Annotated in this window: 24 protein-coding genes; 17 read left to right on the top strand and 7 right to left on the bottom strand. The window is 68.1% G+C overall.

Features of this window, described 5'->3' with window-relative positions:
* Together ACQF4J_RS28095 and ACQF4J_RS28090 are read right to left on the bottom strand one after the other, a co-directional pair.
* On the bottom strand, window positions 1–312 hold the full coding sequence (locus tag ACQF4J_RS28095) for a DUF6412 domain-containing protein (RefSeq protein WP_351574788.1): 312 nt from the start codon (window positions 310–312) through the stop codon (window positions 1–3).
* A 44-nt stretch (window positions 313–356) separates the two neighbouring features.
* Window positions 357–884 carry a winged helix-turn-helix transcriptional regulator gene (locus tag ACQF4J_RS28090; protein WP_351574785.1) on the bottom strand — a complete coding sequence of 176 codons (528 nt, stop codon included), beginning with the start codon at window positions 882–884 and terminating at the stop codon, window positions 357–359.
* Between the two features lie 68 nt (window positions 885–952).
* On the opposite strand from ACQF4J_RS28090, the gene ACQF4J_RS28085 reads away from it, so the two are divergent.
* Window positions 953–2,371, top strand: a complete 1,419-nt coding sequence (locus ACQF4J_RS28085; protein WP_427167081.1) for an MFS transporter — start codon at window positions 953–955, stop codon at window positions 2,369–2,371.
* Window positions 2,372–2,422: 51 nt separating this feature from the next.
* Here the strand turns inward: ACQF4J_RS28085 and ACQF4J_RS28080 are convergent, their stop codons facing one another.
* Window positions 2,423–3,214, bottom strand: a complete 792-nt coding sequence (locus tag ACQF4J_RS28080; protein ID WP_351574779.1) for a class E sortase — start codon at window positions 3,212–3,214, stop codon at window positions 2,423–2,425.
* A gap of 252 nt (window positions 3,215–3,466) precedes the next feature.
* Here ACQF4J_RS28080 and ACQF4J_RS28075 point away from each other — a divergent pair, with 252 nt between their 5' ends.
* From ACQF4J_RS28075 to ACQF4J_RS28030, 10 genes are all read left to right on the top strand, one after another.
* A complete protein-coding gene (locus ACQF4J_RS28075) occupies window positions 3,467–4,939 on the top strand; it encodes a beta-1,6-galactanase (RefSeq protein ID WP_427167080.1) in 1,473 nt (490 codons plus the stop codon).
* A 167-nt stretch (window positions 4,940–5,106) separates the two neighbouring features.
* Window positions 5,107–6,321, top strand: coding sequence for an MFS transporter (locus ACQF4J_RS28070; protein WP_427167079.1), 1,215 nt, complete (start codon window positions 5,107–5,109; stop codon window positions 6,319–6,321).
* 138 nt (window positions 6,322–6,459) lie between these two features.
* A complete protein-coding gene (locus ACQF4J_RS28065; protein ID WP_351574771.1) occupies window positions 6,460–7,470 on the top strand; it encodes an SEC-C domain-containing protein in 1,011 nt (336 codons plus the stop codon).
* A 553-nt stretch (window positions 7,471–8,023) separates the two neighbouring features.
* Window positions 8,024–8,416, top strand: coding sequence for a very short patch repair endonuclease (locus tag ACQF4J_RS28060; protein ID WP_427168626.1), 393 nt, complete (start codon window positions 8,024–8,026; stop codon window positions 8,414–8,416).
* Between the two features lie 283 nt (window positions 8,417–8,699).
* On the top strand, window positions 8,700–11,258 hold the full coding sequence (locus ACQF4J_RS28055) for a Z1 domain-containing protein (RefSeq protein WP_427167078.1): 2,559 nt from the start codon (window positions 8,700–8,702) through the stop codon (window positions 11,256–11,258).
* Complete coding sequence (locus ACQF4J_RS28050; RefSeq protein ID WP_427167077.1) at window positions 11,255–12,280, top strand: PD-(D/E)XK motif protein; 1,026 nt, start codon at window positions 11,255–11,257, stop codon at window positions 12,278–12,280. Before ACQF4J_RS28055 ends, ACQF4J_RS28050 begins: the two co-directional genes overlap by 4 nt.
* Complete coding sequence (locus tag ACQF4J_RS28045; protein WP_427167075.1) at window positions 12,277–14,250, top strand: hypothetical protein; 1,974 nt, start codon at window positions 12,277–12,279, stop codon at window positions 14,248–14,250. Before ACQF4J_RS28050 ends, ACQF4J_RS28045 begins: the two co-directional genes overlap by 4 nt.
* The gene (locus ACQF4J_RS28040) at window positions 14,247–15,143 is read left to right on the top strand and encodes a hypothetical protein (RefSeq protein ID WP_427167074.1); all 897 of its coding nucleotides are present in this window, start codon (window positions 14,247–14,249) and stop codon (window positions 15,141–15,143) included. Before ACQF4J_RS28045 ends, ACQF4J_RS28040 begins: the two co-directional genes overlap by 4 nt.
* Window positions 15,143–16,915, top strand: coding sequence for a DUF6339 family protein (locus ACQF4J_RS28035; protein ID WP_427167073.1), 1,773 nt, complete (start codon window positions 15,143–15,145; stop codon window positions 16,913–16,915). Before ACQF4J_RS28040 ends, ACQF4J_RS28035 begins: the two co-directional genes overlap by 1 nt.
* Before the next feature lie 9 nt (window positions 16,916–16,924).
* The gene (locus tag ACQF4J_RS28030) at window positions 16,925–18,274 is read left to right on the top strand and encodes a DNA cytosine methyltransferase (RefSeq protein WP_427167071.1); all 1,350 of its coding nucleotides are present in this window, start codon (window positions 16,925–16,927) and stop codon (window positions 18,272–18,274) included.
* Between the two features lie 149 nt (window positions 18,275–18,423).
* Here ACQF4J_RS28030 and ACQF4J_RS28025 read toward each other — a convergent pair whose 3' ends face one another.
* A complete protein-coding gene (locus ACQF4J_RS28025) occupies window positions 18,424–18,924 on the bottom strand; it encodes a hypothetical protein (protein ID WP_351800218.1) in 501 nt (166 codons plus the stop codon).
* Between the two features lie 170 nt (window positions 18,925–19,094).
* On the opposite strand from ACQF4J_RS28025, the gene ACQF4J_RS28020 reads away from it, so the two are divergent.
* The 3 genes from ACQF4J_RS28020 (at window position 19,095) to ACQF4J_RS28010 (ending at window position 21,357) form a co-directional block, all read left to right on the top strand.
* Entirely contained in the window at window positions 19,095–19,442 is a 348-nt protein-coding gene (locus ACQF4J_RS28020; protein WP_351574757.1) for a DUF1330 domain-containing protein, read from the top strand.
* 257 nt (window positions 19,443–19,699) lie between these two features.
* Window positions 19,700–20,827: a DNA gyrase subunit B gene (locus ACQF4J_RS28015; RefSeq protein WP_427167069.1), complete on the top strand. Its 1,128-nt coding sequence runs from the start codon at window positions 19,700–19,702 to the stop codon at window positions 20,825–20,827.
* Window positions 20,828–20,853: 26 nt separating this feature from the next.
* A complete protein-coding gene (locus tag ACQF4J_RS28010; RefSeq protein WP_351800212.1) occupies window positions 20,854–21,357 on the top strand; it encodes a GNAT family N-acetyltransferase in 504 nt (167 codons plus the stop codon).
* A 19-nt stretch (window positions 21,358–21,376) separates the two neighbouring features.
* Here the strand turns inward: ACQF4J_RS28010 and ACQF4J_RS28005 are convergent, their stop codons facing one another.
* Window positions 21,377–21,805 (bottom strand): MarR family winged helix-turn-helix transcriptional regulator, encoded by a 429-nt coding sequence (locus ACQF4J_RS28005; protein WP_427167067.1) that lies wholly within the window; start codon window positions 21,803–21,805, stop codon window positions 21,377–21,379.
* 62 nt (window positions 21,806–21,867) lie between these two features.
* Here ACQF4J_RS28005 and ACQF4J_RS28000 point away from each other — a divergent pair, with 62 nt between their 5' ends.
* A complete protein-coding gene (locus ACQF4J_RS28000; RefSeq protein ID WP_427167065.1) occupies window positions 21,868–22,608 on the top strand; it encodes an alpha/beta fold hydrolase in 741 nt (246 codons plus the stop codon).
* A gap of 6 nt (window positions 22,609–22,614) precedes the next feature.
* On the opposite strand, the gene ACQF4J_RS27995 is transcribed toward ACQF4J_RS28000, so the two are convergent.
* Both ACQF4J_RS27995 and ACQF4J_RS27990 read right to left on the bottom strand, forming a co-directional pair.
* A complete protein-coding gene (locus ACQF4J_RS27995; protein ID WP_351574741.1) occupies window positions 22,615–23,070 on the bottom strand; it encodes a DUF2267 domain-containing protein in 456 nt (151 codons plus the stop codon).
* A gap of 121 nt (window positions 23,071–23,191) precedes the next feature.
* A complete protein-coding gene (locus ACQF4J_RS27990; RefSeq protein ID WP_351574924.1) occupies window positions 23,192–23,620 on the bottom strand; it encodes an Hsp20/alpha crystallin family protein in 429 nt (142 codons plus the stop codon).
* A gap of 206 nt (window positions 23,621–23,826) precedes the next feature.
* Here ACQF4J_RS27990 and ACQF4J_RS27985 point away from each other — a divergent pair, with 206 nt between their 5' ends.
* Together ACQF4J_RS27985 and ACQF4J_RS27980 are read left to right on the top strand one after the other, a co-directional pair.
* Complete coding sequence (locus tag ACQF4J_RS27985) at window positions 23,827–24,129, top strand: hypothetical protein (protein WP_058925068.1); 303 nt, start codon at window positions 23,827–23,829, stop codon at window positions 24,127–24,129.
* 101 nt (window positions 24,130–24,230) lie between these two features.
* Window positions 24,231–25,655, top strand: a complete 1,425-nt coding sequence (locus tag ACQF4J_RS27980; protein ID WP_427167062.1) for an alginate lyase family protein — start codon at window positions 24,231–24,233, stop codon at window positions 25,653–25,655.
* Window positions 25,656–25,872: the final 217 nt, after the last annotated feature.

Genomic DNA, 25,872 nt, shown 5'->3' with positions numbered 1-25,872 from the left:
CTACGCCACGGTCGCCGGGAGGGCGGATCCGGGCGCTCGGGGGCGGGTGCGCCCCCTGGCGTCGGGGTCGCGTTGCGGCAGGAAGGCGGTGCGGCGGGCGCGGTCCCGGATCGCCGTGCGCACCCGCGTGGGCGGTACGGCCGGGGCGCAGCGAGCGGCGACCAGGGCGCAGGCGGCAAGCGCGGAGCCGGCCGCTGCGGTGGCGGCGAGCGCGACGGTGGCGGTGAGGGTGCCGGTGTCGAGCAGGGCGACCTGCAGGAGCAGCACGACGAGCAGGGCAAGGGGACGAGCGCCGACCCGGTCGCGGATCATGGCTCCCCCTCCCTCTCCCGTACGGCCGTCTTTCCCGACCTCGGTTATACCTGACCGGTCTCGATGGGCTCCAGGAGCCTCTTCGGTTCGAGCAGCGCCCGGCTCACCGGATCCGCCGGGTCCCGGCTCAGTCCGGGCCCCGGTTCCATGATGACGTCCGCGACCGGTACGACGGTTGCGCAGGCGGGGCATTCGCCGTACGTGCCGAGTTCGGTGCCGCAGTCGGCGTGCCGGAAGTAGCGCAGCTGTTCCTCGGCGAACTGCTCGCGGCCCCAGCGGCCGAGGGAGCGCAGCGTCGGCCACAGGGCGATACCGCGCTCGGTGATGACGTACTCGTCGCGCGGCGGGGACTCCTGGTAGCGGCGCTTGTCCAGGATTCCCTCCGCCGTCAGCGTCTGCAGCCGGGTGGCGAGGACCGCGCGCGGGATGCCGAGGTGGACGAGGAAGTCGTTGTAGCGCCGGACGCCGTACAGCGCGTCGCGGACGACGAGCAGCGTCCAGCGCTCGCCGACGATCTCCAGCGCGCGAGCGATGGAGCACTCCTGTGTCGCGTAGTCCTTGCCCAGTGCCATGGCGCCCACTGTAACCATTTGGGCCCCATAGGTTCAATGGACGAACCTTCAGTGTTACGGTGCACGACATGGCTAGGTTCAATGAACGAACTCTCCCACCGACCGACGCGCCCCCCGGGCAGCGCGCGCAGACACCGGCGGCCTCCGCGGAGGCGCCCCCGCACCCACGCGCCACACTCGCGCTGACCAGCGCGGCGACGGCCGTGACCCTCATGACGTACACCGCGCCGATGGTCACGCTCCCCGACACCGCGGCCGCCCTGCACACCTCGCTCTCCGCCCAGGCCTGGCTCCTCAACGGCACCCCGCTGGGCCTGGCCGCCCTCCTGCTGGTGGCCGGCAGCCTCGCCGACGACTACGGCCGGCGCAGGATCTTCCTGCTCGGCACCCTCACCCTCGGCCTGACCACGGTCCTCGGCGCTCTGGCCTCCTCCACCTGGCAGTTCACGCTGGCCCGCGTCGCCCAGGGCGCGGCGAGCGCGGCGATCCTGGCGAGCAGCCTGGGCCTGCTGGTGCACGCCTTCCCCAGCCCGCGCGGCCGACTGCACGCGACCGGCGTCTGGGGGGCCTTCGTCAGCGGCGGGATCGCGGTCGGCCCGCTGGTGGCGGGCGCGCTGCCCGACTGGCGGGTGGCGTACGGCGTACTGGGCGCGGCGACCCTGGCGGTGGCCGCGGCGAGCGTGCGCCCCCTGTCGGAGTCGCGCTCCCCGAGGGGCGGACGACCGGACATCACCGGTGCCCTGACCTTCGGGCTGGCGCTGGTCTCCCTGGTCGCCGCCCTCACGCTGGGCCGGGACGGCTGGCTGCGCCCGCAGGTGGGCGCGCTGTTGCTGGCGGCCGTCGTCCTGGTGGGCGTCTTCGCGTGGCTGGAGCGCCGTACGACGACCCCCATGATCGACCTCTCCCTGCTCCGCCACCCCCGCTTCCTGGCCTCCTCGGTGAGCGGGCTGTTCACGGGCCTTGCCGTGATCGGCCTGTTCAGCTTCGTGCCTGCGCTGCTCCAGCAGGTGCTCGGGCTGTCCGCGATGGACACCGCCTGGCTGCTCCTGCTCTGGTCGGGGCTGTCCTTCGCCGTGGCCCTGCAGGCCAAGCGCCTGGCGGGCCGGGTCCCCACCCGCTGGCAGCTGGCGGTCGGCTTCGCCCTGCACGCGGCCGGTGTCCTGACCATGCTGGGCGCCATCGGCTCGGGCTCCTGGCACCGCCTGCTGCCCGGTCTGATCGTGGGCGGCATCGGCAGCGGCCTGCTGAACGCCGCCCTGCCCCTGCTGGCGGTGGAGTCGGTGCCGACGGCCCGCGCCGCCATGGGGTCCGGCGCCCAGCAGACCTTCCGCTACATCGGCTCCTGCGCCGGCGTCGCCCTGACCATCGCGATCGTCACGTCGTCGGGCGGCGGCCCGGGCCACGGCGCCGACATCGCGATGACGGTGTCGGCGGTACTGGCACTGGTGGCGGCGGTGGGCGTGGTGGCGCTGCGCGAGCGGGCGTGAGGCGGGGCGAGGGTGACCGGTCCGGGCCTCCGGGGCTGTGGAGGTTTGTCCTCAGCGCGGGCGCATGGAGACGAGCCTGCCCCACACCACCAGGCGGTAGCGGGAGGTGAACTCCGGTGTGCAGGTCGTCAGGGTGATGTAGTAGCCGGGCTCGCTGTACCCGTATCCCGGCCGGACGAGGGAGCGCGGAATCGCCCGCACGACCCCCGAGTCACGGGCCGAGGTCCGCGGCAGCGTCCGGTCGACGGCGTACGTGTAGGTCGCGCCGCTCGTCTCCACCTCCACCACGTCCCTGGGCCGCAGCCGGTTGATGTACCGGAAGGGCTCGCCGTGGGTGTTGCGGTGCCCCGCGACCGCGAAGTTGCCTGCCTGGCCGGGCTGTTGGGTGCCGATGTAGTGACCGACGTACCCCTTGTTCAGGACGTTCTGCTTGCTGACGCCCTCGGCGACCGGGACGCGCAGCCCGAGGCGGGGGATGACGAGGACGGCGTAGGCCTGGGACCGGACGGGGCGTGACGGCCCGGCGGCGCCGGCCTGCCCGCGGCCCCGGGCGCCGCCCGCCTCCCGGGCCGGCGGTGTCGAGGCGGACGTACCGGAGCCCCCGCGGTCACCGCCACCGGAGCCGCCCTGGTCACCGCCACCGGCGCCCCACTCCCGCTCCAGCGCCTGCACCTTGTGCTCGGCGCCGCGCCTGGCCTCCCGGTTGGTCCACCACAGCTGGTGGACGACGAGCAGCAGGAGCACCAGGCCCGCGGTGACGAGGACCTCGCCACCGGTCCACAGCGCACGGCGCCGCCGGAGCGACCGCCGCAGGCCGCTGTGCTGCACGACGGGAACCCGCATCCGCACGCCTCGCCTCCCGGCCCGGCACCGGGCCGCCCGCACGATAAGCGCAGGGCCTCGAACTCACCACCACCAGGCGCCGTTCGAGACTTCGTACACAGGTTTTAGAAAGTGCTGTCGCAACCCTCGACAACCTCACGCGGCACACCCGATGCTTCGTCGTGGCATGCACGGGACACGCCACCCCGCCGGGTCGCGCGCCGGCTCAGGGACCGGCCCGAACAACCCGTCGAACGAAGCGGAGCAGAAGCCATGATCCGACGCAGAACCCTGCTGACAGCGGCCGGCGGCGCCGTCCTGGGCAGCGCCCTCGCCACCGGCACCGCACGCGCCGACGCGACGATCGCCGTCTCCCCCGGCACCTCCTACGGCACCTGGGAGGGCTGGGGCACCTCCCTGGCCTGGTGGGCCAACGTCTTCGGCGGACGGGACGACTTCGCCGACATCTTCTTCACCACCAAGTCGACGACGTACAACGGCACTTCGCTCCCCGGCCTCGGCCTCAACATCGCCCGTTACAACCTGGGCGGGTGCAGCTGGAACACCGTGAGCGGCGCGAGCATGGTCGCCTCCGCCAACATCCCCTCCTTCAAGCAGATCGAGGGCTACTGGCAGGACTGGAACAACGAGGACCCCACCTCCTCGGCCTGGAAGTGGACGGCGGACGCCACCCAGCGCGCGATGCTGACGAAGGCGGTGGCGCGCGGCGCGACCACCGAACTCTTCGCCAACTCCCCCATGTGGTGGATGTGTCTGAACCACAACCCCTCCGGCGCCTCCGACGGCGGCAACAACCTCCAGTCCTGGAACTACCGCCAGCACGCCTCCCACCTCGCCGCGGTGGCCCTCTACGCCAAGAACAACTGGGGCGTGAACTTCGCGACGGTCGAGGCCTTCAACGAGCCCTCCTCGTCGTGGTGGACGGCCACCGGCACCCAGGAGGGTTGCCACATGGACGCGACGGTCCAGTCGGCCGTACTGCCGTACCTGCGCAGCGAGTTGGACAAGCGGGGCCTGACGGGCACCAAGATCTCCGCGTCCGACGAGACGAGCTACGACCTGGCCCGCACCACCTGGAACTCCTTCTCCTCCACGACGAAGGGGTACGTCAACCGGGTCAATGTCCATGGCTACCAGGGCTCGGGCGGCCGTAGAGACCTGCTCTACACGGATGTGGTGACGACGGCGGGCAAGGCCCTCTGGAACTCCGAGACCGGCGACAACGACGGCACCGGGTACACCCTCGCCTTCAACCTCCTGTACGACTTCCGCTGGCTGCACCCGACCGCCTGGGTCTACTGGCAGGTCATGGACCCCTCCACCAACTGGGCGATGATCGCGTACGACGCGAGCACCCTGCAGGCGGGCGCGGTGCAGACGAAGTACTACACGATGGCCCAGTTCAGCCGCCACATCCGCCCCGGCATGAAGATCCTCGACACGGGCGTGAGCAACGCGGTGGCCGCCTACGACTCCTCGGCCAGGCGCCTGGTGATCGTGGCTCTCAACACCTCCACATCCGCGCAGACGTTCACCTTCGACCTCTCCAGGTTCACGACGGTGACCGGCGGTTCGGGCGGCCTGGTGCCGCGCTGGAACACGGTGACCACGGGCGGCGACCTGTACAGGTCGTACTCGGACACCTACCTGAACGGGAAGTCCGTGGCCGTGTCGGTGGCGGGCAAGGCGGTGCAGACGCTGCAGATCGACGGAGTGACGATCTGACGCGGGAAGCCTCCGACGCGCGGGCGGGGACCGGTCCTCGGACACCGATGGGGACCGGTCCTCGGACACCGATGGGGACCGGTCCTCGGACACCGATGGGGACCGGCCCTCGGACACCGATGGAGACCGGCCCCCCGAGACCGATGGAGACCGGCCCCCGGTCACCGATGGAGACCGGCCCCCGGACAACACCGGCGACCGGAGCGCCGCCCACCCGGCCGCCGGCCGGGCTGGTCGCGCTGGCCCTCGGCGGTTTCGGCATCGGCCTGACCGAGTTCGTGATCGCCGGGCTGCTGCCACAGGTGGCCCGCGACTTCGACGTCTCCGAGGCCGCGGCGGGCCGGCTGATCTCCGGATACGCCCTGACCGTCGCGGTCGGCGCGATCGCGGTGACGGCCGCGACGGCGAGGCTGCCGCGCAAACCGGTCCTGACCGGCCTCGTAGTCCTGTTCGTCGTCGGAAACCTGCTCTCGGCACTCGCGCCCGACTACCCGGTGATGCTTCTGGGCCGCGTGGTCGCCGCCCTCTGCCACGGCACCTTCTTCGGCCTCGGCTCCCTCGTGGCGCGCCGCATGGTCGCAGCCGAGCGGGCGTCGAGGGCGGTGGCGGTGATGTTCGCGGGCCTGACGGTGGCGAACGTACTGGGCGTCCCCTTCGGCGCCCTGATCGGCGACCGCTGGGGCTGGCGGGCGACGTTCTGGGCGATCACGGGGGTCGGGGTCGTGGCGGCGACGGCGATCGCGGTACTGGTACCGGGATGGGCGGGCAGACCGGCCCCGGGCGAGGACGAGCCCATCGCGCTACCGGCCCAGCTACGATCCCTGCTCTCTCGCCAGGTATGGCTGACCCTGACCGCCACGGCTCTCGGCTACGGCGGGATGTTCGGCGCCTTCAGCTACATCGCGTACACCTTCACCGAGGTCACCGGCTTCTCGGACACGGACGTGGCCTGGCTCCTGGTGGTCTACGGCAGCGGACTGGTCGTGGGCAACATCGCGGGCGGCCGGGCGGCGGACCGGAACCGCGACCGCGCCCTGCTGGTGTCCCTGGCCGCGCTCACGGCGACCCTCCTGGCGCTGGGTCTGCTGGCCGGCAACCCCATGGCGGCCGTACTCCTCACCTTCCTGCTGGGCGTGTCCGGCTTCGCCCCCGTCCCGGGCCTGATCACCCGCGTCACGGACGCCGCCCACGGAGTCCCGCTCGCGGCCGGCGCCAACGTCTCGGCGTCGAACGTCGGCAACGCGCTGGGCGCATGGCTGGGCGGCGCGGCGATCAGCGCGGGCCTGGGCTACACGGCACCTCTGTACGTGGGCGCGGGCATCGTCCTGGCCGGCCTGCTGACGATGGCCTGGGCGGCACGCGAGCCGGTGGCCCGCCGCTGAGGCGTCGTGATCCGTCGCGCCCCCGCACCTCGCCGCTGAGGCGTCGTGATCCGTCGCGCCCCCGCACCTCGCCGCTGAGGCGTCCCTTGACCAGCAGAGACCTCTTCATCGGCACCGATGGGCAGTACGGTTTCCCTCATGCGCCCCGACACGCCTGCCGAGAACGTCGAACACACCGCCGAAGCGGCCCGCCTGGAGCGAACCGCCGGCCTGTATCCCGAGGACGCCGAGGCCCTGCTCCTCCAGGCCGCGGCCCACCGGGAACTCTCCGGCGACCGCCCCGCCGCGACGACCCTCTACGACCGTCTGCTCTCCTCCGCGGACGGCCTGGAGAACCCCTATCTGGTGCGGGCCCTGAAGGCCTCCAACCTCTGGGAGTACGGCCACGAGGCCGAGGCCAGGGCCATCATCACCGGCATCCGTGTGGCAGCACCCCGCGACCCGGCGCCCTGGGTGATCGTGGCGGAGTCCCTGGAGGCGCACGACGAGCTGGAGGCGGCCCACGAGACGTTCACGGAGGGCGCCCGCCTGCTGCTGACGGACGTGGCGGAGCCCCCGTACTCGACGCACCCGCTGCTGTTCGGCCGCCACCGGGTACGCCGCATGCTGGGCGTGGCCCACGACGACTGGGACGTCCTGGCCGACACCCTCTCCTCCTCACCGGTGCCCCTGGACGAACTGCACGACCCCAAGCGGGTGTGGTCCCTGGGCTCGGACAACCCGGCGGAACTCCAGGCGGAGATCTCCCGCCTGCGCGCGGAGCTCGGCACCTACCGGGAGGCCCTGTCCCGCCCCTTCCCGGTGGCGGTCCTGCACTGGCCGGAGAGTGAGCTGAGGGAGCTGGTGGGCGCCTATCCCGAGCTGGCCGACGAATACCCCTCCCACGAGGCCCACCTCGCGACCATAGAGGCCTCGCTGCGCGAACTGGCGGCCAGCGGCACACCGAACCTCGGCATCGTCACGGGCACGGTCCCGTCGTACGAGGCCTTCGCGGCCTCGGAGGCCACGTCCCCCTCCGACACGGACCTGCTCCCGCAGTACGCGACGACGCTGGCCGCGCGGGGGCGGGCCGTGGAGTGGCCGCCGCAGCGGGGGGCGGAGTGCTGGTGCGGGTCGGGGCGGGTCTATGAGGGGTGCCACGGGGCGTAGCACGGCTACGACACCCACACGCCGAAGCGCCGCCGCAAGCCGCTGAGCGAACCCGGCGTGCCCCCACAGGCAGACGCGCCTCCGATCTCGGCCGAATCCATGACCCGCGTCTGCCCATCCGCCCCTGACGCCCACTTTTCCCGGGCCGCCCGCTCGCTTCTCACCCGTGCTGGAGCGGCCTGGGTCAAGGGTGGCCCGGAGGGCCATCGCCGAAGGCGACGCACCTCGCCCTTGAGGCGGGCTGCGGAAGCACGACACTGCCAAGAAGCGGGTGGCCCTGGGGTGACTCCCAACGGGGGCCACCTGCCCACCGCCGCAAACGGCTGCGTTTTCCCCGCATCCCGCACCACCACCCACCCCGCCAAGTCATCTTGCGTTGCGACGACAAGCGGTTCCCGGCGACGGGACGACCGCCAACGCCGTAGTGAGCGGAGGCATCTTCGTGCCTACGCATTCTTCCCGGATCGACGCAGGCGCGGCCACACGTTGGAGACGCCGGCAGAATGCTCACGTGCCAGATGCCGTCCCGTCCTCCCCGTCCGTCTCGGCCCGCATGAGCCGACAAGGTTCACGCGACACAGCACCCGAGGTCGCGGTCCGACGGCTCCTACATGCTGAAGGCCTCCGCTATCGGGTGAACGTGCCAGTGCCAGGAGCCCCGCGCCGCACGATCGACATCGTCTTCGGCAAGCTCAAGATCGCCGTCTTCATGGATGGTTGCTTCTGGCACGGCTGCCCCCAGCACGCAACGCAGCCGAAGGCCAACGCGGAGTGGTGGCGCACCAAGCTCGACAAGAACATGACACGTGATCGTGAGACAACGGACCACCTACGTGATGCCGGCTGGACCGTCCTGAGGTTCTGGGAGCACGAGTCCCCTGTAGAGGTGGCTCAGCAAATCGCGGACACCGTCGCACGGCGGCGATCGCTCCCCAGGCAGACCTGAAGGCCACCGCCGACGCCCGATCCTGCTGACTTCGCGCGCCTGGGCCGCATCGGCCGAGGCACGCAGTCCATCACCGATCTGTGCACCCTTGAGGTGATGATTGATCGTTGTATTGGTTCCCTACATCTACGCCTATCTCACCGAATAGTGTGGAGACGTCATATGGCAGTGGCGTGCCAGCGCTCGCCCAGGTACCTGTGCCGTTCACGGAGCCATCCACGGAGTCGGGCAGGCCCGGTGAGTCGGCTGGCCGCGTGAGTGGAACGGGGAACGGGCGACCCTCATGTCCGACGAATTCGACGGTATGTACGAAACGTTCAAGGCGCTGCTGGAAGGGTTTCCCCCCTCGGAAGCAGTCAAGCGCTTGGAACAGCTCGGTGTCAGTCAGGACATCGTCGAACGGATCCGAGAGCGTCACGAGCAGCAGACCATACGCATCAGGGAGATGGACGAACCACACGCGGTGGTTACGGACGGCCGCGACACCTGGTACACAGGCCCTCAGGCCAAGGACAAGTGCTGGCCGGCGGTTGTCGACCTGCTTCGCAAGGACGGATGGCCTCAGGACCCTGCGATCAGCAGTCTGGACGACTCCTCCACTCGCGTCGTCTCGCTGCTGAATCATCCGAAAGAAAAAGCATTCTCCACTCGAGGCCTTGTGGTCGGCTACGTACAGTCCGGCAAGACGACCAACTTCACGTCGGTCATGGCCAAGGCCGCGGACCGCGGATACAAGTTGTTCATCGTCCTCGCCGGCATCCACAACGGCCTACGTCGCCAGACTCAGGCCCGTCTGGTACAGCAACTCATTGAGCCCAATCCCTCCATGTGGTCCCAACTCACTGGTCTCGACAAGGACTTCACCCCGCAGGAGAACCCGGCTTCGTACTTCGGGAAGAGCAACAAGACGCGAGTACTGTGTGTGGTGAAGAAGAACGCGACGGTGCTGCGCAAACTCGCCCGCTGGCTTGAGAAGGCGTCCGATTACCTCGAGGACTGTCCCGCACTGATCATCGACGACGAGGCCGACCAGGCCACAGTGGCGACAAAGTCCATCAACCCGCTGATCCTGGACATCATGGGTTCTCTCCCGAGGTGCGCATATGTCGGGTACACGGCTTCGCCGTTCGCGAACCTGCTGATCGACCCAAGCGCGAAGGACCTGTACCCGGAGCACTTCGTGGTCAATCTGCCGAAGCCACAAGGCCACTTCGGTACCGAGGTCTTGTTCGGGCGCTACGCGCTCGACGGCGAAGACCCTGAACAGGTGGACGATGGCCACGACATGATCAGGTCGGTTCCCGAGGAGGACGTACCACTCGTGCGCCCAACCACGAAGGCTGACGTAGAAGGCTTCGAGCCCTTCATCACCGACACCCTGAGTCGAGCAATCGAGTACTTCTGGTTGGTCACCGCCGCGAGGCGTGTACGTGGCACAGGCAACCCGCACAGCACGATGCTGATCCACACAAGCGTCAACACGTCGGTGCACAACAGTTTCAAGAGGCCTTTGGAGCACCTGCGCGATCGGGCGGCACGATCGTTGCCGGATCCCGGGTTCATGGCCGGCCTCCGTGACCTCTGGGAACACGAGACCTCCCGAGTCCCGGCCGAGGAATTCGGAGAGACGAAGGTGCCCTTCGACGACCTGGTACCCGAGCTGCGAGGAGTCGTCGACAGTTGCCGCGTCATCATGGACAACTCCAGTAGCGAGGATCGCCTCGACTACGAGAACGGTCCAGTCGTGGCAATCGCCGTGGGCGGCAATACACTTTCCCGTGGCTTGACGCTCGAAGGGCTGTCGGTCAGCTACTTCGTCCGCGCCGTTTCTGCCTACGACACATTGCTCCAGATGGGCCGCTGGTTCGGTTTTCGAGGTGGCTACGCCGATCTGCCCCGTATCTGGATGACCGACGAGTTGGCCGAGTGGTTCCGTCATCTGGCCACGGTCGAGACCGAGATGCGGCGTGACATCGACATCTACATGACCGAGGACGAGACACCTCTCACCTTCGCCGTGCGCCTGCGAACCCACCCCGCGCTGCGGGTGACTGCAGCAGCCAAGATGCGCGGTGCCGTGCGAGCGGCCGCCTCATACGGCGGCAAGCGGGTCCAGACACACTACTTCCACACCAACGCAGATTGGCTGCGCGGCAACGCCGACGCTGCACGCGCCCTAGTGACTGCCTCCCTTACGAATGCCGTCAGGGTGGAGGATCGCTCAACCGACGGCCGATACGTTTTCCGTGACGTGCCGCACGACGTGGTGATCTCATTCCTGCAGCAGTACAAGTTCCACGAGAAGTCGCCCGAGAACGACGCCGATTTGATCATTGGGTACATCCGGAAGCGAGTCTCGGCAGCGGACTCACTCAAGCGATGGAATGTCGCGATCGTCGGTAACCCTCGCGGCAAGGGGGAGAACTTCGAGTTCGACCCCAAGGTGGTCGTTGGGCTCAATGCTCGTGCTCGCCTCGCGGTAACCAATCCCGATCCGGACTTCGCAGACATCAAGACACTCATGAGCCGTCGTGATGCCGCGATTGATCTCAGCGGCGATACCGGGAAGTTGACCGAAAAAGGCATCATGGACATGCGCCGCGACAGGCTTCCGCACACCGGCCTGCTCGTCCTGTATCCCATCGACAAGGTGTCCGAACCAAGTCCGTCGAAAAAGCTGCGTGCGCCCCTGAACGCGGAAGAGCACGTGATTGGTGTCGGCCTCGTCTTCCCTGAACCGCGGGAAACGGACAGCACTGTGGAGAACTACATCTCCGCCGACTTGTCCAACGTGCGGATCGAGGACGAGGACTACAGCCTTCTCGACAGCGAGGACGCATGAACAAGGATGCGCTTCGCAAGCTCGTCGAGGATCGCTGGACGGCACTCGCTGCAGAGCAGACCAAAGGTGAACGAAGTCTGCGCATAACACAGTTGCCCGCAAACGGCAGCAGTGGAGACTTGGCGGTGGCCGTCGACCACCATGGACACCGCCACCTGCTGGTACCGATTCATGCTCACCGCAAGGTTCGGCCCGGACTCGACGGACCCGTGCTCCGTCTGGACAAGCGGGCTCTCGAGGACGAGGAGACCTACCAGACTTACGCCGATCTCGCCTGTCTGCGTACAGACCTCAATGATCTGTTCACCGAGCTTTGTGTGGATGTGTTGGGGACAGCGCGGGAACTTCCCGGAAATCCTGTAAAGGCGATGTACCGCGTTCTGGACAGGTGGAAGGCGCTCTTCCGAGCGCAGGGAACACTACTGGGCCCCGATCAACTGACAGGGATGTACGGCGAGTTGCTCGTACTCCGCCGACTTCTCGAGGAAGACTCCAGCGCGCACCGCCTCTGGCGTGGGCCCGAGGGGCACCGTCATGACTTCACGGCCGGTAAGACCGCCGTCGAGGTCAAGGCGACCACAGCAAGCGAGGGAAGAAGACCACGCATTCACGGACTTGACCAGCTTGAGGCGCCGCAGGGTGGAACTCTCTGTCTGGCATGGTTCCGTCTCCAACGCACAGCCGGCAACGAGGCAGGTGCCGGATTCGTGGACTTGATTGAAGAGACACTTCGGCTCTGCGACGACGAACGAGCCTTGCTCGACCTCCTCGCAGCGGCGGGGTACAACCCTTCGGACGCCGATCGCTATCACGACGTGCGCTTCGTCATCAGCGAGGAGCGGTGGTACAGCGTCGACGCCGACTTCCCCGGGCTGACAAGCCGGGAACTCGGAGAAGCCGGGCTACCTGTCTCGATACTGGACGTCGAATACTCCATAGATCTGTCCGGTGAGACTCCTGCTTCGCTCCCGACCGAGGAAGTGGCCCACTTGATCAAGAGAATGATCGAGGAGTCCGCATGACGGAGCCACGCTGGTTCTCGCAGCCCTATCCGCCCGAGGGCGCAAGCGCCGCCGAAGGAATCCGCAACCAGCTCGGTCGTCCGGAACTCGACCTGCTCACAATCCTGGTGCGCGAGTCCGCCCAAAACAGCTGGGACGCCCGTCTCGTACAGTCCCCTTCGCCAGTGGACTTCCGAATCGACATGTGGACTGTCGGTCCGGCCCACATGAGTGCATGGAGAGAGCTTCTGCTCAACGGCGCCCCCTCGGGCACCGAGACCTTCCCCCTGTACGACACTCTGAGGCGCGGCCCGGTCCAGGTCCTGGCCGTCTCCGATCGCGGTACCCGAGGCCTTGGAGGACCGACTCGCGCAGACGATGCCGTGGGCGCCGACCGGGACTTCGTCTCGTTCATCCGCAACATAGGCGAACCACGAGACACCGACCTGGGCGGTGGGACTTACGGTTTCGGGAAGGGCATCTTCTATCTGCTGTCAAAGTCCGGATCCATCCTTGTTCACTCCCGCTGCCGCACGGCAGAGGGAGGCTACGAAACCCGGCTCATCGGCTGCGCTCTTTGGAAGAGCTACGTGGCCGGTGAAACCGGTGAGAGTCGTCGCTACACGGGTCGGCACTGGTGGGGAAATACATCGAGTGAGGTCGTCGAACCCTTGGTGGGTCGAGAGGCCGAAACCACAGCTCAGCGTCTGGGGCTCAGACCCTTCGGTACGGAAGAGACCGGTACGACGGTCGTAGTCATCGATCCGGACCTGGACGAACTCCCTGCACCGGAGGCGGCCCGCTACCTGGCAGAGACCATCACATGGCATCTCTGGCCGAAGATGATTTCCGTCAACGGTAAGCAGGCCGCTATGAGGTTCACCGTGACCTGCGATGGTGTCGAGCACTCCGTGCCCGACCCTCGGGAGACACGTCCTCTCAATTTGTTCGTCGCCGCTTACGAATCGATGACGGGCCCGGACGGCAGCGAATTGCATTGCCTGAAACCCAAGCGGTATCTAGGGCGACTCGGACTCGTGAAGCGGATCATGCCACCGCTGGAACCGACACGGGCATCGCTCTTGCTCGATATCGAGGATGTCGTCCATCACGTGTGTCTGATGCGGCCGGCAGAGCTTGTTGTCACGTACCACGCCGGTCCAAAACCTCCAAGCGTGAATCAGGGATACGCGGGAGTATTCCGGGCCGACGAAGCCATGGACGAAACGTATGCGAAGGCCGAACCACCCACGCACGATGCCTGGAACCCCCAGTCGCTTCTGCGGCCTGAGAGCACCTTCGTTCAGGTCACGTTCCGGCGAATCCAGGATGAGCTGAGCAATCTGCTCTCTCTCGGCGGCAACGCCCGTGCCGGGGCGAGCAACATCGCTCTGGGCGCGGCCAGTTCACTCTTCTCTGGCCTGGTAGGTGGTGCATGGGGAATCGGTGGAGCCACGTCTTACGCGAAGCCCGGCAGCACGAGCATGCGTGCCTCGAAGTCCGACAACGCTGGGGATGCGGCACCCCGTTCGTCCGTAGGTCGTCCCTCGCCCGCACCCCCCACCAAGGACAAGACGGCCGGCTTCGACGAATACGACAGCAACACCAATTCGTTCCCGGCCCCATCCGGAACAAGCAATACCGGACCACGCCAACGCCCCCGAGTGCAGTACGTCGGCGAGCCTTATTACGACGATCGCGGCAACGAATCCATACTCGTCCAGGAGTTCCGGCTGCCCGTTCCCGGACCGCAGCAGGTCCGAATCGATCTGGCCGTCACTCTTCCCGGCACCGGAGGCCGTGAGACGGATCCGCCCATCGGAGCAAGCATGCCCGTCCTGATCGGGTGGGAGGACGACACCGGCTACCTGCACACATCCGAGTCCTGCGTAATCGACGGCAGTGAATCGGTCTGGCGGGCTCTCGTCAGGCCGGCTCCCGACACCATGACCGAGATCGGGGTCAAGGTCGAGGGGGTGAAGACATCGTGACTCGACGTGTTCTTCCTTATCGCGTCCCCTCCGAGGACGTGGTCACCGCCGAGGCATGGCGGCTCGTCACAGCAGATGGCGACATTGATCTGCCTGAGGCTCTACCGGACTGGGACTACCAGATGGACCTGAACCTCCGCAGGGTCGTCCGGGTCGACCTCGACCGAGCACGTGCCCAAGCAGGTCTGCCAACGGACACAGCCCTCGTACTCGCGGCCGTGTGGACGGCAACCGGATCGAACCTCAGTGGACCGGCTCGCCATGTGCGCTTGACCGATCGTGGTGCCCGCACCGTAGAACTCGAGTTTCGGCTCCCAGGCGCCGACCTGGGCGGGTTGCTCATGCTCGACACCGCACTCGTCCTGGCCGAGCGGCAGAACGATGTCCGGCCGTCGTCTCCAAGGCGAGCGGGCTCCGTGTTGTGGAGTGACCGCAAGTTCCTCCGCCTCCAGGGCGACGCGCCACAGTTCCCCATGGCCGTGATCGATTTTGCGCTGACGTCCTTCCCCGACCATGCGGCCTGGCACCTGCAGATCAGCGGAAGCCTGGAGGGCGCCACGATGGGCTCTCTGCTCCTTCTCGTCAACGAGAAGAACACGGTTACTACCACGGCGTTCGAGAATGCAGGCAAACCACGCCCTGTAGACCGAATTGTGCTCTCTGCCGTCTATGCGGACGCGGCGAGGGTCATGATCGAACACGCGCTGACTCATGATGACTTCGCCGAAGACTCCGACTTCCCCGTGGGCTCGTTGGGCGCCACCATGCAGAGCCTGTTCGATCAACTCTTCCCCGGCCAATCGATCACTGACATCCGATTGCGCCAACGGCAGTCGCCGGCTCTGTTCGCCTCGGATCTGCAGGCGGCGGTCAAAATCTTCGAGGTGTCCTGATGAGCTTCCTCTATCCAAGACTGCTGCCCGAGCAGGCAAGGCCGCTCTTCGACGAGTACAGGCACCTCTCGATCGCCGACCTCACGAGTCGAGTCGCTAGCGCCCACGGCTCTGCGGTATATGTCGCCACCGGTGGTGACCGCATCTCCTCGGCGCAGCTTCAAGAGCTGCGTGTGGGAGTCGTCGACCTCGCCAAACAGGCAGGCTTCCCGGACGAGTCCGATCGCGCCCGCAATGCGGACTTCGATCTTCGGCTCGCCGCTCTGCTGCACTCCGAGATGGGAATGGTGCCGGCCGAGGCCGCCTCACGGGACGTCTGGGCCTTCCTCGCGCTCGTACTGCTCCCGGATGTCGCCTTCTGGCGCTATCCCCAGCCGCCCAAAGACCGTGTCCTCGGCACTGACCTGACGCGGCACGTGTTCGGTCGCATGTGGTGGCGGGCCCAGCTTGTCCGTTCTTCCGAGTCCACTGATCCGTACGGCGCTCTCAAGATTCTCGGTGAGGCTGCCTTCGACCAGATCTACGCTCGGCGAGCGGCACTCGGTGGCAGTCCGCACATGGTGCGAGCCATTCTCCGCGTCTGGAAAGACCTGGATCTGTCCGGTCTGAACGAGCGTGCGACGCTCCGCGACTTCCTCAAGAGGTTGTTGCGGCTCGCCCCATTCGTGCTCTTCGACGGCATTGAGGAACAGGCACTGGATCAGGAACTACGCGCTGTGGCCGCGGAGTCCGTCAATGCGCAGCGGGCGATGTCGGCTTCGGATTCGCCTGCGGAGCAGACCTCGGTGTCCGGGCCCACTCCGGCGAGGACGACCGGACCGCTTCGGTTTCGCTCAGTGGAAATCTGCGCCGGGTCCGGAGCCCAGGCACTCGGGCTGGAGCTAGCTGGATTCGACCCCGTCCTACTCATGGACAATAAAGCCGATGCCTGCTTCACGATTGATCTGAACAGGCCCGAGTGGGACGTGGTCTGTATCGACATCGAGGATTTCCGCCCCAGCGAGCGCCCCGATATTGCCGGTGTCGATCTGGTCAGTGGTGGACTCCCCCGAGTGAAGTCACCTGCCAGCGTCGGCCGTGCAGAGGATACGGAGGAGCGTGGCGTCCTCAGAGCCGCCGTAGCACTGGTACGTGTCATCGTCCCCAAGGCAGTGCTCTTGGAAAATGTGCCGGACCTGGTCGAGAACCCGGCCTTCGCGTCCGACCGCGCGTGGATCGAGGCCGAGCTCAAGGATGCCGGTTACAAATGGAGTTGGCGAGTTCTCAACGCCGCCGACTTCGGAGTACCACAGAATCGCAGCAGTGGCTTCCTGGTTGCCCTGCAGGAGCCCTACTTCTCCCGTTTCTCCTGGCCCGAGCCGCACGAGGCGCCACCACCGTCCGTAGGCCAAGTCCTCGGCCCCTCCATGTCGGCGCACGGGTGGCCGGGCGCGGAACGCTGGATAAAGGGCGCCGACCGCATCGCCCCCGCTCTCGTAGGCGGCTCCGATCGCCGCGGAGGCGCCGATCTCGGTCCCACTGGCACCAAGAACGCGTGGGCCACGCTGGGTGTGAATGGCAACAGCCTTGGCGACGAGCCCCCAGGAGCAGACTTTCCGGCCGACGACCAGCCCAAGCTGACAGTCGAACAGGCCGCGTTGATCCAAGCGATCCCCGAGGAATGGAGGTTCGCCGGCGGAAAGACGTCCAGATACCGTCAGATCGGTCATGCGATGCCTCCGCCCCTGGCGACTGCCATCGGTCGCTCCATCTCGGCCGCCCTGCGCAGCTAAGATCCCCTCATGAGCACGCCCCGCCCCCTCCCTCTCGAGCCCATCACTGTCCTTGATCTTTTCAGTGGATGCGGCGGCTTCACCCAGGGCTTTCACGAGTTTCGTCCGGAGGGGGCGCAGGACGGCGGACCCGTCTTCCGCAGTGTCGCAGCGGTCGAGCACGATCTCGCTGCGGCGGCCACGTACGCGGTGAACTTCGGGAGCAAATCGGAGAGCGGGCTGCCTCCTGCCCGCGTCCACCTCGAGGACATCGAGGAGTGGAAGCCGACAGAGGAGGCCCTCCATGCCGACGTAGTGGTCGGAGGGCCACCATGCCAAGGATTTTCCGCCTTGAATCGCCACAAGAAAGGAGCCGAACGTAATCGATTGTGGGAGGAATACGTTCGCATCGTCGGAAAAATCCGTCCGAAAGTTTTCGTCATTGAGAATGTCGATCGGTTCCTCAAGTCGGATGAATTCCTCAACCTTCTCCGCGAAGTACAAGAGGGTGGCCAACTGTCCGACTATCGGCTGATCGATCCCCCGGGCCATGATCCGGGAGAGGCGGAAGAGAAGAAATATAAGCGCTATCTTCTCAACGCGGCCGACTATGGTGCCGTTCAAGCACGTCGTCGCGCCATTGTGATCGGCGTCCGCAAGGACCTTGCCAATGGGCGCATCATGAAGTATCCCGCAACGACACATTTCCGTCGCATCAGGCGCGGCAGCACCGCCCCGGCTCAACCACTCGACGGAATTGACGCGATGCACTCATACTGGCAGGCGGTCGACGAAGTATTCGACGAATCGGAACGGCTCGCACTGCGAGGCACCGAACTCCCGGACGGCAAGGAATATATTCCCGACGTCGAGGCACGCGTCCCCGGAATTTTCACCACCACCGACCTTCACTTCGGCCGTAACCCAGAGCCTCTCTCCATGGCCCGCTATAAAGCCATCCCTGAAGGCGGAAACCGCAAAGACTTGCGCGGCAAGTGGTACACGGTAGACCGCGACGGAGAGATTCGGATCTTTGAAACCTCCAGACCTTCTGGCGTGTCAACTCCCGTCAAATATCTGTCGACCGAGAGCTGGGACAATCACAACACGGGTACGGGTGACGTCATGGGCCGGCTTCGCCTGGGTGAGCCCTCTGTAACTATTCGCACCGAATTCTTCAAACCCGAAAAGGGTCGTTACCTGCACCCCATTGCTGCTCGCCCCATCACTCACTACGAGGCAGCTAGGATCCAAGGTTTTCCGCTCGGTTTCCGTTGGTGCGGCTCAAAGACCGACATCGCGCGGCAGATCGGCAATGCTGTACCCATCCCACTTGGCACCGCTATTGCCTCCGCAGTCCACACCTACCTGCGAGGCTGACCCGACCACGGACTGAATGCCTCGCCGTGTCAGACGCTGGAAGGCTGTCCGCCCGGAGTTCGACCGGGCCGCTCTGCTTGGCCACGCCGGAATCGGACGGCCGAAGACACCGCCTCGCCGGCTGAGTCATGGCTCGCGTCGGGCCTTCGTCACGGCATCTCCAGCTCCGGCAGCCCCAGGAACCCGGCGATCGTCTCCACGATCCGCTCCTCCCTGTAGTCCCCGTCGGGTTGCGCCTGTGCGCCGATCAGCTTCGCCGCCTCCAGGGCGGGCAGCAGCAGCTCTGGCTCGTCGCCCACGGGAAGAGTCGGGGTCTCGAAGCTGAAGCCGCAGATCAGCCGACCGTCGCGGTAGTACGAGAACCAGGGTCCGTGCGCCTTCGCGATGCAGGGTTCTGTCACGAAGACGGCGAGTTCGCCGCCGGCCGCGCACAGTGGGCCGTAGTCGGCGGAGTCGTACTCGTCGGTGTCCCAACTGTGCATGTAGTGCACCAGCACTCCCCAGTCGGTGCCCTTGCCGTGTGCGAGCGGCATCCGACGCTGGTCGAGGAGTCCTTGGGTGAGGGCGTGCGGGGTCAGTCCCCGGAAGAAGACGACGTTGGCCTCCTCGCAGTGGGCGAGAGGGCGGTGTATCCAATGCGTCGGCGTCATGTGGGCACCGTAGAGGAGCCCACTGACATGGCATCGCCGTACGGCCTGGTGGTCCTGGGGCGCTTACCCGCCAGGTAATGGAACCGGTGTGTCCCGCCTGCCACGATCGTCGATGTACGGAACCAGTAGAGCCGACACGACCGCCCGACACGACCGACCCGGAGGACACCATGCCCGCCTACGTCATAGGCCACCTCCAAGAAGCCGCCCCGCACCCCGAGATCGCCGAGTACATCGAGCGGATCAGTGGCACGTTCGAGCCGTACGGTGGGCGGTTTCTGGTGCATGCCTCGCAGCATGAGGTGAAGGAGGGGAGTTGGCCCGGGCATGTGGTGGTGATCGAGTTTCCGGGGATGGAGGAGGCTCGGGCCTGGTGGGACTCGGCCGCGTATCAGGAGATCGCGCCGTTGCGGTCGCGGCACATCGTCGGGGACATCATCCTGGTGCCGGGCGTGCCCGAGGGGTACGACCCTGCGGCCACCGCGAAGGCGATGCGGGCGGGCATGCCCGAGCGGTAGCGGGTCCTCACCGGTCCTCGACGGCCTGTGAAATGAGGGAAATTGGGGCCCTCAGGGGCGCCCGTGATGGGGGCGTGCGGGGCTTTCGCAGGGCCCCCGGCGCGTGACGGACCGTGTCTGCGGGATCCCCGCCGACCGCCTCCTCCTAGACGCGCAGACGCCCGTCCACGCACTCGGCAAACCACCCTTGACCTGGCGTTTTGCTGGATTCCCCATAGGGTGGGGACATCTGCTGGGCGCCCAGGGGAGGGGTTTTCGTGAGTGGGGACGGCTTGGAATACAGCGCTGCTGACATCGAGGTGCTGGAAGGGCGGGAGGCCATTCGTAAGCGGCCGGGGATGTGGGTCGGTTCGGTCGGGGAGCGTGGGCTGCATCAGGCCCTGTTCGAGGTCGTCGGTCGGGCCGTGAACGCCGTCCTGGCCCGGGGCACCGGCTCCGTCGACGTCACGCTCACACCCGACGGCGGCGCACGGGTCGTCGATGATGGGGTGACGGTGCCGTTCGAGGCAGACAACTCCCCCGGTCTCGACGCTCAACTGACCTCTCTGCAGACCGAGTCCGGGCCCTGCGGTCGGCGCCTCGCCCTTCTGGGCCCCCTCGCGGTAGGCCCCTTCGTCACCAACGCACTGTCGAGCCGTCTGACCGCGGAGGTGCGGTACGGCGGCCGCCGGCACGTCCGGGAGTACGTGCGCGGGGCCCCCGTCGGCGCGCCGGTGACGGCGGGGCCCGCGACCCACGACGGCACGAGCATCGCCTTCCGGCCCGACGCCGGGATCTTCGAGACGACGGCGTGCTCGTTCTCGGTGCTCGCGGAGCGTTTCCGGCAGGTGGCCTTCCTCAACCGGGGCCTGGCCATCTCCCTGACCGACGAACGCCCGGCCGACGGCCCCCGAGCGGTGCGGTTCCGCTTTCCGGACGGGGTACGGGACTTCGTGGCCGCTGTCGAGGCAGAGGCGGGAGCGGCCCTCGGCCCGGACGTCGTCGGCTTCGAGCGTGAGGACCCGCGGATGGCGGGGGCGATGGAAGTCGCCCTGGCCTGGGGCGGCTTGAGCGGAGTTCGGGTGCGGGGCTTCGTCAACAGCCGGTGCACACCGGAGGGCGGCACTCACGTGGACGGCTTCCGTGACGGCGTGACGGCCGCGATCACCTCGTACGTCCCCGGTCTTGCTCCCTGCCGGATCGACGAGTTGCTGACGGCGGTCGTATCCGTGAACTTGGACCATCCCGAATTCCCCGGCGCCACACGTGGGTTGCTGGGTAACACGGAGGTGCGCGTCTGTGTCGCGGAGGCTGTCCGCGAGCATCTCGGCGCCTGGTTCGAGGCGCACCCGGAGCGGGCCGCGGAGGTCGTCCGCCGGATCGTCCGGGACGGCGAACCCGACTGAGCGACAGCTCTCCGTAATCTGGCGTCATGCCCGCACACGACAGCCCGATCACCGTCCTGCGCCCCGCGGCCCCCGCCGACGCGCCGGCCCTGGCCGCCATCTGGCGCACCGGATGGCGCGACGGCCACCTGGGGCACGTACCCGACGAACTGGTCGCCGTCCGTACGCCCGAGTCCTTCGCGGCCCGTGCCGCCGAGCGGGTCGCGGACACCGTCGTCGCGACAAGGGGCGGTGCCGTGGTGGGTTTCGTCGTGGTCGTCGGCGACGAGGTCGAGCAGCTCTACGTGGCGGCCGAGCACCGCGGCGCGGGCGTCGCGGGGGCGCTCCTGGCGCGTGCCGAGGAGGTCGTACGACGACGGGGGCACCGTCGGGCGTGGCTCGCCGTCGTCGCCGGGAACGCCCGCGCGCGGCGGTTCTACGAGCGTCAGGGCTGGGCCGACGAGGGGCCGTTCGACTACGCGGCGGAGGGGCCGGACGGGCCGGTCACCGTGCCGTGTCACCGGTACACCAAGGGCCTGCTCCCCAGCTGATCCGGAAGGCCCCCGCACGTCAGGGCGTCGGCTCGTTCAGGCGCTGGAGCAGCTTCAGCAGCGTCCCCCGCTCCCCCTCCCCCAGCCCGGCGAAGCACTCCTCCAGCACCCCGTCCGCCACCGCGTGCCCGGCCTCCAGGACGCGCTCCCCCGCCTCCGTCAGGTGGTGCTCGATACGGCGGCCCCGTCCCGGACGCCGGTCGACCAGCCCCTGCGCGGTCAGCCGGCCCACCAGCGTCCCGAAGGCCTGTTCGGTCTGGAAGGTGGCCGCGGCCAGCTCGCGGGCCGACGCCCCCGGCGTACGGCTGATCGCGCGGAGTGCGTCCCACTGGGCGAGCGTGGTCCCGACCTCGGCCAACGCGCTGTCGAGCGCCCGGTGTTGGCGGTACTGGGTCTGCTTCACCGCCCGGCCGAGGAGTTGCAGCTGAACGTGCAGGTCATCGCGCATGGGCCAAGCCTACCCTGTTGACTAAGCTAGCTTATATAAAGATGTTTAGTTACAGTGGTGCCATGACTACCGACATGAAGACCTCAGACACCGCCCGCCCCGTCCTCGTCCTGCACGGCGGCGGAGGCCCGGCCACCGTCGCGGGACTGGCCCAGCACTTCTCCTCGACCGGCGCACCCACCCTGGCCCCCGTCCACCCCGGCTGGGACGGCACCCCGCGCCCCGACTGGTGCACCGGCATCGACGACCTCGCGCTCACCTACCTGCACCTCCTCGAGGACAGCGACCTGACCGACGTGGTGGTCGTGGGCTCCTCGCTCGGAGGATGGATCGCCGCCGAGATGGCCGTACGGGACAACGCGGGGCGCATCGGCGGGCTCGTGCTGATCGACGCCGTCGGGATCGACGCCGAGTCCGAGCCGATCACCGACTTCTTCGCGCTCGACCCGCGCGCCGCCGCCGAGCACTCCTGGCACCAGCCGGACCGCTTCTACGCAGACCCCACCACGCTCCCCGCCGAGGAACTCGCCCGCCGCCAGGGCAACATGGCCACCATGCGGCTGCTCGCCGGCGACCCGTACATGCACGATCCCAAGCTGATGCGACGCCTGGGGCGGGTACGGCAGCCCGCGCTGCTCGTGTGGGGAGAAAGCGACCGGATCGTCACGCCGGAGTACGGGGCGGCGTACGCGAAGGCCTTCGGGAACGGGCGCCTGGAGGTCGTAGCCGAGGCCGGTCACCTTCCGCACGTCGAGCAGCCGGACGCCACCTTCGCCCTCATCGACGCCTGGCTCGGGGCCTAGGCCGACTCACCCTCTCCTCGCGAGCTCCGCACGACCGAACAACAGGGCGTATCCAGTGGGCAGTTGGGCCAGTACGCGGTCGATCAGCCCGGGGTCGGCCTCCTCGACCAGTTCGCCCAGCACACTCAGTACCGAGCTGACGTCCCAGCGGGCGGTGGCCGGGGTGGCTCCCGGTATGCGGGCGGCCACCGAGTCCACGAACTCCGCGGCCGTCAGCGGGCGGGTGGCCGGTATCTGCCCGGCGACCACGCGCGCCGCCTCCTCCGGCAGAGCACGGGCGAGGTCGACGCGCTCGTCTCCGACGACGTGTCCGCCGAGCGCCGACAGGACGATACGGGTGACGCGTTCCGCCTCGGCGCGGGTGGGGTACTGCCCCGACTCCCGGACTCCGTCGATCAGTCGACTCCACCGGGCCGCCGTGGTGGTCGTCGGGTTCGGGTCCAGGGTCGTCGCCGCACTCATCTGGTGGCTCCTCCTCCGGTGCGCTGGGGGTGTGCAGCGTCCCGCCGACGGTGCGCGGTCGGCGGGACGCCTGTAGCGGGATATGGGATCTGGGACGCGGGATGTACGAACTGCCGTCGGACTAGTGGCCGATCTCCTTGCGTCCGCCGCCGCCCCCGCTGATCTGGATGCGGCGCGGCTTGGCCTGTTCGGCCACGGGGATGCGCAGCGTCAGGACGCCGGCCTCGTACGAGGCGTCGATACGTTCCGTGTCGAGGGTGTCGCCGAGGAAGAGCTGGCGGGTGAAGGTGCCCGTGGGACGCTCGGCGACGATCATCTCCGCGCCCTCGGGGGCGGGGTTGCGGCGCTCGGCGCGGACGTTGAGGACGTTGCGCTCGACGTCGAGGTCGATCGTCTCGGGGTCGATGCCGGGGAGGTCGAAGTGGACGATGAAGTCGTCCCCGGACCGGTAGGCGTCCATCGCCATCGCGGCGGGACGGGCTGCGTTGGAGCCGAGCACCTGCTGCGCGAGACGGTCGAACTCGCGGAACGGGTCGGTACGCATGAGCATCACGGGTCACTCCTCTCATCAGGTACTGAGGTGCGATGCCCTTACGACTTCTTATATAGCTCGATGGAGGAAACTTGACAAGCCTGGACTCAGGTAAGGGTCCCGGCCCGGGCGCGGATTAGCCTCGGGGCAGAACGCTCAAATAGATCGGATCGCATCGATCGGATCGATCGCGTCGATCGCGTTCGCATCGCGAGGAGGCAGACATGGCCAGGGTTCCCAGCGCGGCGGTGGCCGCGACCGGGCTCGTCGGCGGGTACGGGGTGGCCCGCTGGACGAAGAAGCGGCAGCTGGGCGGGGCCGTCCTGGCTGTCGCCGGGGCCGCGGCCGCGCAGCAGTGGCGGCAGCGGGCGGGCGGGAAGGCGGCCGGGGCGCTGACGGCCGCGTACGTCGCCGCGTTCGCCGGTTCGCATCCGCTGGCCAAGAAGGTGGGCGCCTGGCCGGCCGTGTTCGGGGTGGCGGGAGCCGTGGCGCTGGCCTCCTGGGCGGTGGCGGACCGGAACGCCTGAGACCGGGCCGAACGACCGGGCCTCGGCACTTTTCGTTATCGTCCGCGCCCTCCTCGCGTCTCCGGAGCGTCCCAGCCACCGGTACGCGAGGAACGACGCACGTGACTTCACCCATCAGCCGCCGCACCCTGCTCAAGGCCACGGGCGTGACCGCAGGAGCCGCAGGCCTGGCCACCGCCCCCGCCGCCCCCTCCCTGGCGGCGAGCGGCGCCTTCGCGCACCCCGGCCTGCTGCACACCCGTGCCGACCTGGCGCGGATGGCCGCCAAGGTGAAGGCGGGCGCCTCCCCCTACACCGCCGGGTACGCGAAGCTGACCGCCAACCGGCATGCGCAGAGCGGCTGGACGGCCAACCCGCAGGCCGTGGTGTACCGGGGCGCGGGCAGCCCCCAGAACTACGCCACGCTCTACAACGACATCCACGCCGCCTACCAGAACGCCCTGCGCTACCACGTCGGCGGTGACAGCGCCCACGCCGACACCGCCGTGGCCATCCTCAACGCCTGGTCGGCCAGGCTGACGCAGGTCGCCGGCTCCGCCGACCGTTTCCTGGCCGCCGGGCTCTACGGCTACCAGTTCGCGAACGCCGCCGAACTGGTCCGTGGCCACGGGGACTTCGACCTCGCCCGCTGCCAGGAGATGCTCAGCAAGGTCTTCGCGCCGCTCAGCGACGACTTCCTGCGCCACCACAACAACGCCGTCGTCACCAACTACTGGACCAACTGGGACCTGTGCGCCATGGCCTGCGTCCTGGCGACCGGCATCTTCTGCGACGACAAGGCCCAAGTGGCGCGTGCGGTCGACTACTTCAAGCACGGTGACGGTCTCGGGTCGATCGGTCACGCGATCCCGGTCGTGTACGACGACGGCCTCGGCGAATGGCTGGAGGCCGGCCGCGACCAGGGGCACGCGCTGCTCGGGGTGGGGCTCATGGGCACGTTCTGCGAGATGGCGTGGAACCAGGGGATCGACCTGTACGGCTACGACGACAGCCGGTTCCTCAAGGGGGCCCAGTACGTGGCGAAGTGGAACCTCGGCGGCCAGGTGCGGTACACCGCCAACACGCGGCGCAAGGGGGCGATCGGGGGGTGGTCGGGGACGGAGACGGCGAGTGCGGTGGCGGCGGTCGATCCGGCGATGACGCGTCCCATCTGGGCGATGATCGCCAACCACTACACCAGGAGGCGGGGGTTGCCGGCGACGTACCTCACGCGTATCGCGGCGAGGTCCGCGCCGGAGGGCGGGGGCGGGGACTACGGGCCGAACAGCGGGGGTTACGACCAGCTCGGGTTCGGCACGTTGGCGTTCACGCGGGACGGGACACCGGCACTGTCACCGTCACCCTCACCGTCAGCGTCGCCGTCACCTGCCTCCGCCGGCGGTGACCTCGCCGCCACGGGTTCCGGTGACATGGTCGGCTGGGCCGCGGCCGCGGGTGTCACGACTCTCGCGGGAGGCCTGCTCCTGCTGCGCCGTCGGAACCGGGTGCGCGGCGGCGGCACCGATCAGGCGCCGTCGCCGCAGTGACCGGGGGGACGCGCAGCCCGGCGCGACGGGGTGCCGCCGCGCCCACCCGTGCCGCCCCAGCGGCACGACTGCCCGCGGCGGCGCGACGAGACGGCCAGGAGCGGCGCCTAGAGACGACGAGCGGCACGGCCCGCAGGCGCCAGGCGGCGGGAGTGGGGTGTGGGGGTGCGGCGCAGCCCGCCGCGTACGCTTCCTGGACGCGTTCCACGTACCAGTT

Origin of the sequence: Streptomyces sp. C1-1 (assembly GCF_050214755.1) — a bacterium.
Lineage (GTDB): Bacteria > Actinomycetota > Actinomycetes > Streptomycetales > Streptomycetaceae > Streptomyces.
The sequence above is the reverse complement of the archived record's forward strand: the minus strand, read 5'-3'. Positions and strand labels throughout refer to the sequence as shown.